The sequence below is a fragment of the Streptomyces sp. NPDC093260 genome (assembly GCF_040683715.1).
Classification (GTDB): domain Bacteria; phylum Actinomycetota; class Actinomycetes; order Streptomycetales; family Streptomycetaceae; genus Streptomyces; species Streptomyces sennicomposti.
Genome location: NZ_JBFBEK010000032.1, coordinates 84,949 through 98,923 on the forward strand (window position 1 = coordinate 84,949; position 13,975 = coordinate 98,923).

The window sequence follows — 13,975 nt, forward strand, 5'->3', positions numbered from 1 at the left end:
GTGAGGAGGGAGCGGCCGGTGGCTGATCTGCTGGGCGTGGCCGTGCTGGGTGCCGGGCACATGGGGGCCGATCACGTACGGCGCCTGGACCGGGTGGTGAGCGGGGCACGGGTGGCGGCGGTGGCCGATCCGGACACCGCGCGGGCGGCCGAGGCGGCCCGCGGGATCGACGGGGTGTCCGTGCACGCCGAGGCCGAGGCCGCCCTGGACGCGCCCGGCGTCGAGGCCGTGCTGATCGCCTCGCCCGGGCCCGCGCACGAGGAGGCGCTGCTCGCCGCCTTCGCGCGCGGGCTGCCGGTGCTGTGCGAGAAGCCCATGGTCCCCGACTCGGCGGGCGCGCTGCGGGTGGTGGAGGCCGAGGCGCGGCTCGGCCGGCGCCTCGCCCAGATCGGTTTCATGCGCCGCTACGACGCCGGGTACCTCCGGCTGAAGTCGCTGCTGGACGACGGGGAGCTGGGGCGCGCGCTGATGCTGCACTGCGTGCACCGCAATGTGTCCTCGCCGCCGCACTTCACCAGCGCCATGCTGATCAACAGTTCCGTCTCGCACGAGATCGACGCGGCGCGCTGGCTGCTCGGGCAGGAGCTGACCGCGGTGACCGTGCTGCGGCCTGCGTCCTCCCCGGGCGCGCCCGAGGGCCTGGCGGACCCGCAGCTCGTGCTGTTCGAGACCGAGCGGGGGGCGCTGGTGGACGTGGAGGTCTTCGTCAACTGCGGGTTCGGCTACCAGGTGCGATGCGAGGCCGTGGGCGAGGCGGGCAGCGTGCGGATCGGCGAGGAGCAGGGGCCGGTCGTGACGGCGCGGGGCGGCGCGCGCAGGGAGGTGCCGCAGGACTATCTGGTGCGCTTCGCCGAGGCCTACGACCGCGAGGTGCAGGCATGGGTGGACGCCACCCGGAGCGGGCGGGTCACCGGTCCCGGCGCGTGGGACGGGTACGCCGCCTCGGCCGCCGCCGAGGCCGGCGTCCGTTCGCTCGAGGACGGCGGCCGGGTGGCGATCGACCTGGCGCCCCGCCCGGACCTGTACGCACCGGCCGGCGGTTGAGGAGCGCCGGCCGGGCCGCGACGGTGGGCGGTTTCGCCCGCCCGGTTCCTCAGACCGTGCCGAACAGGGCGTCGAGTCCCCGTTCGACGGCCGCGCCCACGTCCTCCCGGCCGGGCGCGACGACGGCATGGGTCCGCAGCAGGAAGCGGCGCAGCTCCGGGGTGTCGAACTGGAGGAGCGCCCTGCCGGACGGCGCGTGCAGTTCGAGGACCGTACGGGCCTCGCCGCAGGGCCACAGGCGCACGTCGCCCGTCCCGGCCGGCCGGGCGAGTCCTTCTTCCAGCAGGGACCGGGCGAAGGTCCAGGAGACGTCGTCGCCGTCCACGGAGGCCTCGGGCGGGAAGTCCACGTGCACGGCCAGCGGGTCCGCGGCGGCGTAGCGGAGGGCGGCCGACACGACGAGGTCACGCTCGTCCAGGGTGATCAGACGGGCGCTGACCGTCTGCGCGATGGTGATGTCCATGGTCGGTCTCCCCTGCGGGTCGGAGGGCGGCCGCTTTCGCCGTGTCTTCTTAGGAGTCCGCAGGGGCCGTTCGCCGTACGCCCCCACCCGGGTCGATTTGTATGACGTGCGTCACTTTCCTGTCGGGGTGGGGCATGAACCGGTCGGGATAGAACACATTGCCGTCGAACACCCACTTGGATGTCCGCCGGATCGCCTCGCCGACTCGTCAATTCACGTACTCGCCCTACGACGGGACGGCCCGGCCGCCTACACCGAAGAGACCTGGGAGCTGCCCCGGGAAGACTGTGGCATATGCCAGAAGCACCACCGGTTCGGGTGTTGCCAAATCCCTTACGGGCCGTCGCCCGCTGTGCAACAGTCATAGCGGTTCTCCTGCCGCCCCGGCCCACCGTTCCCGCATCGGAGTGCGTCATGCCGTCCCACCTGTCCGCGGACCGCTCACCGGCACCGCTGCCGGGACGCGGTGCGGTCGACGCCCTGATCTCCCAGGCGCGCCGGCTCAAGGGCGAGGTGGACGCCGTACGGCGGGAGGCGCCGGGCGACACAGCGGACCCGCGCGGCCGCTGGGAGCGCGCCCTGTGCGATCTGGCACTGCACCAACTGCACGACCTGGACGAGCACTTGGCGCAGCTGCGGGACGGTCCGCCGCCGCTGCCGATCACGGCCGGCACCACCTGCACCGCCGACGCCGATGACACCGACTCCGGCGCGCCCGCGGAACCGGCCGAGGAGCACTGCGGCTCCCTGCTCGGCCGGGTCGGCAGCGCCGAGTGGAACCTGCTCACGGACGAGGCCGGCTGGTCCGTCGAGCTCTACCGCATCCTCGGCCTGGACCCCGCCGGTCCCGCGCTCACCCTCGACGAACTGCCCTCCCTGGTGCTCGAGGAGGACCGCCCCCTGCTGACCGCGCTCGTCACCGACTGTCTGGTCGACGCCAGACCGGTGGACGGGGAGTTCCGCGTCGTACGGCCGGACGGCGCGGTCCGCACGGTGCACCTCATGGGCGAGCCCGTGCTCGACGCCGACGGCGCCACCGCCGCCATGTGGGTGGTGCTGCGGGACGTCAGCGAACTGCGCCGGAGCCAGTCGGCGGTGCGCGAGACCCGTGACTCGCTGCGCCACCACCGGCATCTGACGCGGATCGGGCACGGGCTCGCGGTCGAGCCGGGGGACGCCGGGCACCTCCCGTGGCACGGCTTCCCCCGGCTCCCGCACCCGGGCGGCCCCGCCCTCGACGTGGCGGCCCCGGACGGCCCGGTCCCGGGCGGCTGGTGCGACGCGCTGGAGCTGTCCGACGGCGCCACCGTTCTCACCGCCGGCGGTCTCGCCGCCCCGGCACCGGGCGGCGTGGCGGACCCCGCGATGCTGCTGGGGGCCCTGCGCGGCATGGCGATGGCGGGCGCGGCCCCGGACCGGCAGCTGGCCTGGCTGGACCAGTTGCTGACCGCCGCCCCGCCCCCCGCACCGGCCCTCGACGGCGCCCTGTGCTGCCGCTACCGCCCGGACACCCGCACCCTGGAGTGGGCGCGGACGGGCGGCCCCGCCCCGCTGCTGTTCCGCGACGGGACCGGCCGGGTGCTGGGCGCACCGGACGACGCCCCGTCAGCCGCCGGGCAGGCCGAGGAGACCCTGCACACCGGTGACGTCCTTGTGCTGCGCACCGGCGGACCGGTGCCCGGACAGGACGAGGCGGACACCGTGCACCGCCTCCTCGCCCTCGCCCCCCGCTTGGGTGCGGCGCGCGGCGCGCGCGACTGTCTGCGGGTGGTCCTGGCGGAGTTCGGCGGGAGCGGGCACGCCGACGGACCCGGGGTGCTGGTCGCCAGGGTGCTGCCGTAGGTAGCGGCACGACGCGGTGCCGTAGCCGTACGGCACGGTGCCGTGGTAGCCGGATGACGCGGTGCCGTCGTGGCCGGATGACGCCGCGGAGGTGCTCCGCCGGTGAATGAGGGCGCCGTCACGCCGGCGCGCTGCCGGCGCCCTTGCTCCTCGGCTTGGGCAGCACCTGCCGGATCTCCTCCCGCAGTTCGTGGATCTTCGGGTAGGTCGCGTACTGGGCGGTGAGCCGGTACATCTGCCGCAGCCGGTCCCAGGTGCGCTGGGAGGAGTTGGAGCCCATCGCCATCAGGGCGAGGCGCGCGTAGCCGACCGCCTGTTCGGGGTCGTCGGCGATGAAGCACGCCGAGGCCATGGAGAGATGGTCGAAGATCTTCGACCGCTCCCGGCCGTCGATCCGCAGCGCGAGGGCCTTCTCCGCGTAGTGCTGGGCGTGCACGGCGGCGGCCGGGTCGAACTCCGCCAGCGTGCGGTAGGCGAGGGCCTGCATGCCGTAGAGGTCCTCGTCCTTGAAGGTCTGCATCCAGTCGAGCGGTTCCGCCTCGCCCCGGGTGGCGACGAAGAGGTCCTCCGCCTGGCCGAGGGTGCGGCGCATCGCCTGACCCTTGCCCATCGACGCCTGGGCCCACGCCTCGATGGTGTGGAACATCGCCTTGGTGCGCGGCTGGAGCCGGTCGCCCGAACCGGACTGGGCGAGCTTCATCAGGTCCAGGGCCTCGTCCGGGCGGCCGAGGTGCACCATCTGGCGCGCCGCGCGGGACAGCGCCTCGCCGGCCCGCGGCCGGTCGCCGCCCTCCCGCGCGGCGTGCGCGGCGATGACGAAGTACTTCTGGGCGGTCGGTTCCAGGCCCACGTCGTGCGACATCCAGCCCGCCAGGACGGCGAGGTTGGCGGCGACGCCCCACAGGCGCCGCTGCAGGTGGGGCGGGTGGCGGTAGGCGAGCATGCCGCCCACCTCGTTGAGCTGGCCGACCACCGCCTTGCGCTGGAGCCCGCCGCCGCGGGCCGCGTCCCAGGCGCGGAACACCTCGACCGAGTGTTCCAGTTCCTCGACCTCCTGCGCCCCCACGGGCGCGGCGTCGTAGCGGTCGAAACCGGCGGGGTCGGCGTGCAGGGGGTCGGTGAGCCGGGGGGCGTCGGCCGTCAGGGTCGGGTCGGTGTGCAGCCAGTCGTGCATGGCCGCGCTGAGTGCGGAGCCCGCGGTGAGCGCGGCGCCCGCGCCCACCAAGCCGCGTCGGTTGAGCATGAGGTCCATTCCCGTGAATTCGGTGAGGACCGCGGCGGTCTGCTCGGGCGCCCACGGCACACCGTCGGGATGTTCCACGTCCCCGGTGGCCTGCCGTCTTCCCGTGCGCCCGTGCCGTACCAGACCGAGATCCTCGATGGTCACGACACGGCCGAGACGCTCGGTGAACAGGGCCGCCAGCACCCGGGGCACGGGATCGCGCGGGATCTCTCCCGTGTCGATCCAACGCCGCACCCGGGAGGTGTCGGTCGCCAGCTGGGGGTGGCCCATCGCCGCCGCCTGCCGGTTGACCAGCCTCGCGAGTTCTCCCTTGGACCAGCCGGCCAGGCCGAACAGGTCCGCGAGACGGGTGTTGGGTTGTCCTGTCACGTCAAGCCCCCAGGTACTCGGCTGAGTTGACAGTAGACCCGGTGAGAGTTGCCGGGCGACTATTCGCCAGGGTTCGCCAGGGTGCGCCAGATGGTGTGCCACCGGGCGACGGGTGTCAGGTAGGAACGCGCCACCCCGACCCGGTCGCCGAGGGACATTCCCCAGGGTGCACCCGGGCGGCCGGGCCGGGCAGCGCGCGTCAGCAGCAGGCACACGAAGGGATCTGTCTCGCCCATGTACGCAGCATCGTCCTCCGTGTCCGCCCCGCCCCGGCCGCTGCGCCCCCGCCAGGGTGTCGGCGTCCCCTACCTCGACCCCGCGCGTACGGCGACGGCCCCCGCGCTCGGTGTGGGCCGCCCGCGGCGCTCCCCGGGGCCCGGCGGCGTACCGCCGCTCAGCGGCCGGCTCGACCTGTCCGGCCCGCAGGGCGCCCAACTGCGCGCGGCGCTCGTCTCGGTGCAGCGGATCTGTCCGGAGTTCGCGCCGGTCCAGGTCCTGCGCCGCAGCGGGCGGTCCGTCCTCCTGGTCGGCACGACGGGACGCAGCACAGCCGTAGCCAAGTGTTTACTGGACCACTCCCCCAAATGGGCCGAGCGGTACCGCCACGAGATAGCGGCATACCGCTCGTTCGTCCGGCACCGGCCTCCGGTCCGTGTGCCCCGGCTGATCGCGGCGGACCCGGACAACTGCACACTGGTCATCGAGCGCACCCCGGGCCGGGTGGCCGCCCTCCAGCGGCATCCGGTGGAGGCGCCGCCGAGGGCGGACATCAGAGCGGCCCTCGGCGCGATCTGCCGGCTGAACGCCTGGCGGCCGCCGACGGGCACCTTCGACGCCCCGCTGGACTACGCCGAACGCATCGCCAAGGACCATGAGTCGGGGCTGCTCACCGACCGGGACCTCGGCGACCTGCAGAAGCTGCTGCACGGCATCGCCCAGGCGGCGGGACGGCAGGGCATGGGCCAGTTCTGCCACGGTGACGCCCTGCTCTCCAACATCCTGCTCTCCCCGGCCGGTCCGGTCCTGGTGGACTGGGAGCACGCGGGCTGGTACCTGCCGGGCTACGACCTGGCGACGCTGTGGTCGGTGCTCGGGGACGCCCCGATGGCGCGGCGGCAGATCAGCCAGCTCGCCCAAGGGGCGGGCCCGGCGGCCCGGGACGCGTTCCTGGTGAACCTGATGCTCGTGCTCACCCGCGAGATCCGCACCTACGAGACGGCCGTGCAGCGCTCGATGAGCGATGCCGCCCCGGCCGGCGGCCAGCCCGGCGGCGGGTCGGCCGGCGAGGAGCAGCGGCTGCTGCTGCGACGGCTGCACGACGACTGTCAGATGGCCCGCCGGGCCGTACGCGCGGCGGTCGGCACCCGCTGAGGTGTGACGCAGGTCCGTGGCGCGCCCGCCCCCGGCGGCGCACCGCGGACCTTGGTCATGTCCGGCCTCCGGTCACCCGAAGCGGCCTCTTCTCCGGACGCCCCTCCGCAGCTTCTTCCGGCCCCTCCACCGGTGCCCATTGGTGTACGCCACTGACGCCCCGCAGGCCTGCGGGCCGCCGTCCGGAAACTCGCCGGAACCCCGCTTGACGTGGGAAATCGCCTCCGTGTGCGCATGATTGACGGATCGTCGGCCAGCCGGTACCACTGATCCACGCCGGCCCCGCACGCCCCGCCCCGCCCGAGCGCCCCAGGAGGCTGCATTGCGAGGATCCGCCACCGACCCCGGTCCCGTCCCCGGCCGCAGACCCGCGCCCGAGCGCGGACATACACCCGGCGCGGGCGGACGCACGCGCCGGACGGCGGCCGCCGCGGTCGCCTCCGCGGCGCTGATGCTGCCGCTGCTGGGTGCGGCCCCGTCCGCCGGCGCGACCGCCTCGGCCGCCGGGGACGACACCGGCCGGCTGCAGCGGGCGTTCACCTCCGCCGCCGCCGAGTACCACGTACCGCTCAGCGTGCTGCTGGGCGTCTCCTATCTCCAGTCGCGGTGGGACGGGCACGGCGGCGCGCCGAGCGTCACCGGCGGCTACGGCCCGATGCACCTGACCGACGCGCACACCGCCCTCGCCCGCGCCCCGCACCACAGCGACAGCGCCGAGGACGCGCGCGGCGACAGCGCGCGCCCCGCCCTGCACCCCTCGCAGACGGTGCCCACCGAGGCGCAGCTGCCCGTCCGGCTGAAGACGCTGACCGCGGCGGCCGGGCTGACCGGCCTGCCCGCCGAGCGGCTGCGCACCGACGAGGCCGCGAACATCGAGGGCGGCGCCGCCCTGCTGGCCGCCGCGCAGCGGAGGCTCGGCGAGCCGCTGAGCGCGGACCCCGCCGACTGGTACGGCGCCGTGGCCCGGTTCTCCGGCGCGGACGACAGCGCCACGGCGGCGGCGTACGCGAACGACGTGTTCGGCGTGATCCGGTCCGGCGAGGAGCGCACCACGGACACCGGGCAGCGCGTCGTCCTGGCCGCCCGGCCGCAGCTCGCCCCGGCCACCGGCCAGCTGGCCCGTACCGGCCTCCGGCGCGCTTCGGCGGCCGGCACGGAGTGTCCGCAGACGGTGTCGTGCGAGTGGATCCCGGCGCCGTACCAGGAGTTCGGGACCGACGACTACGGCAACCACGATCTGGGCCGGCGGCCGACGTCGGAGCGCATCCGGTACATCGTCATCCATGACACCGAGGGCGCCTGGGACGGTGTGATCAACCTGGTGCAGGACCCGACCTATGTGTCGTGGAACTACACGCTGCGCTCCACCGACGGGCACATCGCCCAACACGTGAAGGCCAAGGACGTGGCCTGGCACGCGGGCAACTGGTACGTCAACGCCACCTCGGTCGGCCTGGAGCACGAGGGCTTCCTCGCCGCGCCGGACGCCTGGTACACGGAGGCGATGTACCGCTCCTCGGCGCGGCTGGTGAAGTACCTCGCCGGCGAGTACGGCATCCCGCTGGACCGGCAGCACATCCTCGGCCACGACACGGTGCCTGGCCCGACCACGTCCTCGATCCCGGGGATGCACACCGACCCCGGGCCGTACTGGGACTGGCGGCACTACTTCGAGCTGCTGGGCCGCCCGTTCGGGCCGACCGCCGGCAAGAACGGCGGCCTGGTGACCATCCGCCCGGACTACGCCGCCAACCGGCCCGGCTACACCGGCTGCGAGACGCCCGGGCAGCCGTGCGCCGCACACGGCTCGAACGAGGTGCGGCTGTACACGCAGCCCGACACCTCCGCGCCGCTGATCAAGGACATCGGGCTGCGTCCGGACGGCGGCGACTCCACCACCGACGTGAACGACGTGGCCTCCCGGGCGGAGACCGGGCAGCAGTACGCGGTCGCCGGGCGGCAGGGCGACTGGACGGCGATCTGGTACCTGGGGCAGAAGGCCTGGTTCCAGAACCCGGCGCAGCAGCCCACGGCGGTGAACGCGGCCGGTCTGGTGGTGACGCCGAAGGCCGGCCTGGACAGCGTCCCGGTGTACGGGCGGGCGTACCCGGAGAAGGAGGCCTATCCGGCGGGCGTGCCGGTGCAGTCGGTCAGCCCGCTGCCGTACAAGCTGCTCGCGGGGCAGAAGTACGTGGTCGGCGATGTGCTGCCGGGCGAGTACTACTACTCGGTCACCTTCACGGAGGACTCGCACAAGGTGGTCGTCGGCAAGGACCTTTACTACGAGATCCAGTTCGGCCACCGGGTGGCGTTCGTCCGGGCGGCGGACGTGCGCATGGAGCCGTCTAGGCCGTGACGGCGCGCGGGGCCGGCCCCGGTGTGGAGCCGGCCCCGCGCGGTCGTGGCCGTCCGGTCAGCCCTGCTGGAACAGCTCGGCGGGCAACGGCTTGAGGAGGGCGTACAGGTCGTCGGTGATCGGGCGGTCCCAGGCGGCGATGGTGACCAGGACGCCGTCACTGCGGTCGAACTGGACGCAGGAGATCCGGCTCTCCGACAGCTTGAGCCGGCGCACGATCAGGAGGTTGTCGCCCTGGAGGACCGGCATGTCCTCGGTGCCGACGACGGTGACCTCCTCGTCGTTCTCCAGGGCCAGCAGCAGCTGGGCGACCTCGAAGGGGACCTCGTCGTCGGCGACGTCGCGGGCCGGGGAGCCCTCGGGGAGGTTGCCGATGATCATCGCGGTGCCCCGGCCGCCGAACAGGTCGTAGCGCAGGAAGACGCCCTGGCAGGTGCCGTCGGGCGCGGGCAGCAGCCCGGCGCCGAGATTGCCGGGCCAGTCGCCCGGGTCCATGGCCAGTACGTCGAAGTCGGGCCCGGCGGGGGTGGCGCTGCGGCGACGGAGGAACGACATGCCGCCATGGTACGTGCCCCGGCGTCCCGCGCCACGTGCGGGCGGCACCCGACCGGGGGGGCGGGTGCCGCCGTATGCGGGGGTACGGCACGGCACCGGCGCACCGGTGCCGTGCCGCGCGTGCCGGGGCGTGCGCGCCCGCGCTCACTCCTCCGGCGGCGCCGGGGGGACGACCGCGATGGGGCTCGCCGCGTGCAGCAGGACGGCGTGGGTGACGGAGCCGAGCATGCGGGCCGGGGCGAGCAGACGGCGGCGGTGCCGGCCGACGACGACCAGCTCGGCGCCCTGTGAGGCGGCGACCAGGTGGCCGGCCGCGTCTCCGGGCGCCACGGTGGTGCCGGCGGGCACGTCGGGGTGCCGGGCCTGGTGCGGGGCGAGGAGGCCCTCGACGAGGGCCCGGGTGTCGCGCTCCACCTCGTCCTGGTCGATGACCGGCGGGGCGATCTCGCCGGGGGTGAGCCAGGGCTGGACGGGCCACGGGTAGGCGGCGACCACCTCGAGGCGGGCGCCGCGCAGGGCCGCCTCGGCGAAGGCGAAGGAGAGGACGGCCTCGTCGGGGCTGTCGGCGTTGACGCCGACGACCACGCGCGGTCCCCGCTCGGCCGGCGGCTCGCCGTGGGCGGCGCGGTCGGGCCGGGGCACCACGACGACGGGGCAGTCGGCGTCGCGGGCGACGGAGAGGCCGTTGGAGCCGAGCAGCAGGCTCGCGAAGCCGCCCCGCCCCCGGGAGCCGAGCACCAGCAGTTGTGCGGTGGAGCCGAGTTCGGGCAGGAGGGCACCGGGCAGCCCGTCCAGGCCGAGGTACTCCACGGCCGTGGCGCCGCTGTCCTGCTGCGCGAGGTGGGCGCGCGCCTGGTCGAGCACCGGGTCGTCCGCGCCCTGCGGGGGGCCGGCGACCAGGACGTCCGGCTGGTACCAGGCGGCGTACTGGCGCACATGGACGGCGTGCAGCGGCGCCCGGCGGCGCCGGGCGACGTCGAGGGCCCAGTCCAGGGCGCGCAGGCTGTCGTCGGAGCCGTCGACCGCGGCGACGACCGGTGCGGTGCTCATGGATTCCTCACCTTCGGGTGGCGACCTCTCCCCTGCCGGGGCCGGTTCCAGCCTTGCTCAGGCGGTGGCCCCGGCGGGGCTTTCCTGGTCGCGTGTCCGCAAAGGCGCGGTGAACACCCCCTGATGGGCGTCCGCTCAGGTGAGGTCGAACTCCCCCTCCCGGGCGCCCGACACGAACGCGCCCCATTCCGCCGGGGTGAAGATCAGGGAGGGACTCTCCGGGCGGCCGCTGTTGCGCATCGCGATGAATCCCTCGACAAAGGCGATCTGGACATCCCCCAGGCCACGGCTGCTGGACTGCCACTCGGCGTTGCTGAGGTCCAGCTCCGGCTTGTCCCAGCCCGCGAGCGGGTGCTCCTGGACAGTGCTCTCGGCCACGTCCGTGCTCCTCCCGAATTCCGTCGTCCGCGGGTCAGCCTAGCGATCGCGCCGGGCCGCCGACAGGCCACGTGAGGGGGACCTTCGAGGAGCCGGGCGGCTGGTCGCCGGGACGCGGCGCGGGGACTCGGGCGGCGCCGGTCCGGCCGGGTTTTCCCCGCCGGCCCCTTGCCTGGTGGCGGGGGGCCTGGACTACTCTCCCCGACATCTCGACCGAATGATCGGTCGACCGGGTTGTCGTGGTAGGTGAGGAGAGTCCCGATGGCGGACGCGGACCAGCTTCTGGACTCGGGGGAACGGCTCGACGCCGGGGCGCTGCGGGCGCTGCAACTCGAGCGGTTGCGCTCCTCGCTGCGGCACGCGTACGAGAACGTGCCGTTCTACCGGGAGTCGTTCGACGAGGCGGGCGTACGCCCCGACGAGTGCCGCTCCCTCGCCGACCTGGCGCGGTTCCCGTTCACCACGAAGGCGGACCTGCGCGAGAACTACCCGTACGGGATGTTCGCCGTGCCCCTCGACCGGGTGCGCCGCCTGCACGCCTCCAGCGGCACCACCGGACGTCCCACGGTCGTCGGCTACACCGAGGGCGATCTGTCGATGTGGGCGGACGTGGTGGCCCGCTCGTTGCGCGCGGCCGGCGCCCGCCCCGGCGACGTGGTGCACGTGGCGTACGGGTACGGCCTGTTCACCGGCGGGCTGGGCGCGCACTACGGCGCGGAGCGGCTCGGCTGCACGGTGGTGCCCGCCTCCGGCGGCATGACCGCCCGCCAGGTGCGGCTGATCCAGGATCTGCGGCCGCGGATCATCATGGTGACGCCGTCCTACATGCTCACCCTGCTCGACGAGTTCGAGCGGCAGGGCGTCGATCCGCGCTCCACCTCGCTGGAGGTGGGCGTGTTCGGGGCCGAGCCGTGGACGGAGGAGATGCGGCGGGAGATCGAGGACCGGTTCGGGATCGACGCGGTCGACATCTACGGCCTGTCGGAGGTGATCGGGCCGGGGGTGGCGCAGGAGTGCGTGGAGACCAAGGACGGTCTGCACGTCTGGGAGGACCATTTCTTCCCCGAGGTGGTCGACCCGGTCACCGGCGAGGTGCTGCCCGAGGGCGCCGAGGGCGAACTCGTGTTCACCTCGCTCACCAAGGAGGCGATGCCGGTGATCCGCTACCGCACGCGGGACCTGACCCGGCTGTTGCCGGGCACGGCGCGGGTCTTCCGGCGGATGGAGAAGATCACCGGCCGCAGCGACGACATGGTGATCCTGCGCGGGGTGAACCTCTTCCCGACCCAGATCGAGGAGATCGTGCTGCGCACCCCGGGCGTCGCCCCGCACTTCCAGCTGCGGCTGACCCGCGAGGGCCGTCTCGACGCCCTCACCGTCCGGGCCGAGGCGCGTCCCGGCGCGGGCCCCGAGGTCCGCGAGGCCGCCGCCCGGTCCATCGCGGCGGCGGTGAAGGACGGCGTCGGGGTGTCGGTGGCGGTGGAGATAGTGGAGCCGGAGTCCCTGGAGCGGTCGGTGGGCAAGATCAGGCGGATCGTGGACCTGCGGTCCTGAGCCTGCCCGGCCGTCCCGGCGGGCCGCCCGCCCCGGTCGCCCCGGCCCCCGGGCGTCACTCCTTCGCAGCGAACCGGTCGCGCAGGTCCCGCTTGAGGATCTTGCCGCTGGCGTTGCGCGGCAGCTCCGGCACGAAGACCACCCGCTTGGGCGCTTTGAAGGCGGCGAGGCTCTCCCGGGCGTGGGCGATCAGCTCCGCCTCGGTGACCTCGCCGCGCGGGACGACGAACGCGGTGACGGCCTCGATCCAGCGCTCGTGGGGCAGGCCGACCACCGCGGCCTCGGCGACCCGCGGATGGGAGTACAGCGCGTCCTCGACCTGGCGGGAGGCGACCAGCACGCCGCCGGAGTTGATGACGTCCTTCACCCGGTCCACGACCGTGTGGTAGCCGTCGGCGTCGCGGACGGCGAGGTCGCCGGAGTGGAACCAGCCGTCGCGGAAGGCGGCGGCCGTCTCCTCGGGCTTGTCCCAGTAGCCCTCGCACAGCTGCGGGGAGCGGTAGACGATCTCACCGGGCGTGCCGTCCGGGACGTCCTTGCCGTCCTCGTCGACCACGCGGGCGTCCACGAACAGCACCGGCCGGCCGCAGGAGTCCAGCCGGCCGGTGTGCTCGTCGGGGCCGAGGACCATGGCCAGCGGGCCGATCTCGCTCTGCCCGAAGCAGTTGTAGAACGCCAGGTGCGGCAGGCGGGCGCGCAGCCGTTCCAGCACGGGCACCGGCATGATCGAGGCGCCGTAGTACGCCTTGCGCAGCCCGCCGAGGTCGCGGGTGTCGAAGTCGGGGCGGCCGGCCAGCGCGATCCACACCGTGGGCGGGGCGAACAGGCTGTCGGCGCGGCCGGCCTCGACCAGGTCCAGGATGCGGTCGCCGTCCGGGGCGTCGAGGACGATGTTCGTCGCGCCGACGGCGAGGTAGGGCAGCAGGAACACGTGCATCTGCGCCGAGTGGTAGAGCGGCAGCGAGTGCACCGGCCGGTCACCCGCCTGGAGGTCGAGGGCGCTGATCGCGCTCAGGTACTCGTGGACCAGCGCCCGGTGGGTCATCATCGCGCCCTTGGGCGCCGCGGTGGTGCCGGAGGTGTAGAGGAGCTGCACCAGGTCCTCGGCGCGCGGCTCGGGGCCGTCGTACGGCGGGGTGCCGGCCAGACGGGCTAGCAGCGAGTCGCCGGTGTCGCGCAGCGACAACCGTCCGGCGTGCTGCGGCAGCCGTCCGGCGAGATCCGGGTCGGTGAGGACGAGGGCGCTGCCGGACTGTTCCACCAGGTAGGCGAGGTCCGCGCCGGTGAGGTTCTGGTTGACGGGCACATGCACCAGGCCGGCGCGGGCGCAGGCGAGGAAGGCGATCAGGTAGGCGTCGGAGTTGTGGCCGTAGGCGGCGACCCGGTCGCCGGGGGCGAGGCCCCGGCCGAGCAGGACGGCGGCCGCGCGCGAGACGGCGTCGTCGAGTTCGGCGTATGTCCAGGAGCGCTCGCCGTACTCGACGGCGACCCGGGCGGGGGTGCGCCGGGCGCTGCGCCGCAGGACCGCGTCGACCGTGCTGCCGTGTCCAGACGTCATGGCAGTCGATCCTCGGCCCGCGGCGGGGGCAGGTCAAGGAGCAGGACGTCCCGGAGCGCGGGGCGCGCGGCGCGGGGCCCCCGCCCCCCGGGGGGGGGGGGGCCCCGGGGGGGGGGGGGGGGGGGAGAGGTTTATTAGGCCGTGATTTACACAGTGGGGGCGGGGGAATTGTGCAGGGTGAGTACGGCGGGG

General features: G+C 74.3%; 12 protein-coding genes. 5 read left to right on the forward strand and 7 right to left on the reverse strand.

All coding sequences use genetic code 11. From position 1 onward, the window contains the following. The first annotated feature begins 18 nt into the window (after positions 1-18). Positions 19-1,044, forward strand: coding sequence for a Gfo/Idh/MocA family oxidoreductase (locus AB0N63_RS30765; RefSeq protein WP_365534060.1), 1,026 nt, complete (start codon positions 19-21; stop codon positions 1,042-1,044). A gap of 49 nt (positions 1,045-1,093) precedes the next feature. Here AB0N63_RS30765 and AB0N63_RS30770 read toward each other — a convergent pair whose 3' ends face one another. Beyond that, positions 1,094-1,507 (reverse strand): SsgA family sporulation/cell division regulator, encoded by a 414-nt coding sequence (locus AB0N63_RS30770; RefSeq protein ID WP_365534061.1) that lies wholly within the window; start codon positions 1,505-1,507, stop codon positions 1,094-1,096. A 414-nt stretch (positions 1,508-1,921) separates the two neighbouring features. Between AB0N63_RS30770 and AB0N63_RS30775 the strand changes: the two genes are divergently transcribed. Next, positions 1,922-3,349 (forward strand): SpoIIE family protein phosphatase, encoded by a 1,428-nt coding sequence (locus AB0N63_RS30775; RefSeq protein ID WP_365534063.1) that lies wholly within the window; start codon positions 1,922-1,924, stop codon positions 3,347-3,349. Positions 3,350-3,467: 118 nt separating this feature from the next. Here AB0N63_RS30775 and AB0N63_RS30780 read toward each other — a convergent pair whose 3' ends face one another. Both AB0N63_RS30780 and AB0N63_RS30785 read right to left on the reverse strand, forming a co-directional pair. Continuing rightward, positions 3,468-4,961, reverse strand: coding sequence for a hypothetical protein (locus AB0N63_RS30780; RefSeq protein WP_365534065.1), 1,494 nt, complete (start codon positions 4,959-4,961; stop codon positions 3,468-3,470). A gap of 59 nt (positions 4,962-5,020) precedes the next feature. After that, the gene (locus AB0N63_RS30785) at positions 5,021-5,197 is read right to left on the reverse strand and encodes a hypothetical protein (RefSeq protein WP_365534066.1); all 177 of its coding nucleotides are present in this window, start codon (positions 5,195-5,197) and stop codon (positions 5,021-5,023) included. Between AB0N63_RS30785 and AB0N63_RS30790 the strand changes: the two genes are divergently transcribed. Both AB0N63_RS30790 and AB0N63_RS30795 read left to right on the forward strand, forming a co-directional pair. Next, complete coding sequence (locus tag AB0N63_RS30790) at positions 5,196-6,332, forward strand: aminoglycoside phosphotransferase family protein (RefSeq protein ID WP_365534068.1); 1,137 nt, start codon at positions 5,196-5,198, stop codon at positions 6,330-6,332. The two genes, AB0N63_RS30785 and AB0N63_RS30790, sit on opposite strands and share 2 nt — an antisense overlap. A 451-nt stretch (positions 6,333-6,783) precedes the next feature. Then, complete coding sequence (locus AB0N63_RS30795; protein ID WP_365534070.1) at positions 6,784-8,688, forward strand: N-acetylmuramoyl-L-alanine amidase; 1,905 nt, start codon at positions 6,784-6,786, stop codon at positions 8,686-8,688. Positions 8,689-8,745: 57 nt separating this feature from the next. Here the strand turns inward: AB0N63_RS30795 and AB0N63_RS30800 are convergent, their stop codons facing one another. The 3 genes from AB0N63_RS30800 to AB0N63_RS30810 all read right to left on the reverse strand — a co-directional run bounded on the left by AB0N63_RS30800 (position 8,746) and on the right by AB0N63_RS30810 (position 10,671). Continuing rightward, positions 8,746-9,243, reverse strand: a complete 498-nt coding sequence (locus tag AB0N63_RS30800) for a hypothetical protein (protein ID WP_019985769.1) — start codon at positions 9,241-9,243, stop codon at positions 8,746-8,748. Positions 9,244-9,387: 144 nt separating this feature from the next. After that, complete coding sequence (locus AB0N63_RS30805; RefSeq protein ID WP_365534073.1) at positions 9,388-10,293, reverse strand: universal stress protein; 906 nt, start codon at positions 10,291-10,293, stop codon at positions 9,388-9,390. A gap of 135 nt (positions 10,294-10,428) precedes the next feature. Beyond that, positions 10,429-10,671 (reverse strand): DUF397 domain-containing protein, encoded by a 243-nt coding sequence (locus AB0N63_RS30810; protein ID WP_358866610.1) that lies wholly within the window; start codon positions 10,669-10,671, stop codon positions 10,429-10,431. A 261-nt stretch (positions 10,672-10,932) separates the two neighbouring features. Between AB0N63_RS30810 and paaK the strand changes: the two genes are divergently transcribed. Continuing rightward, the gene (gene paaK / locus AB0N63_RS30815; protein WP_365534076.1) at positions 10,933-12,225 is read left to right on the forward strand and encodes a phenylacetate--CoA ligase PaaK; all 1,293 of its coding nucleotides are present in this window, start codon (positions 10,933-10,935) and stop codon (positions 12,223-12,225) included. 55 nt (positions 12,226-12,280) lie between these two features. On the opposite strand, the gene AB0N63_RS30820 is transcribed toward paaK, so the two are convergent. After that, complete coding sequence (locus tag AB0N63_RS30820; RefSeq protein ID WP_365534078.1) at positions 12,281-13,783, reverse strand: acyl-CoA synthetase; 1,503 nt, start codon at positions 13,781-13,783, stop codon at positions 12,281-12,283. Positions 13,784-13,975: the final 192 nt, after the last annotated feature.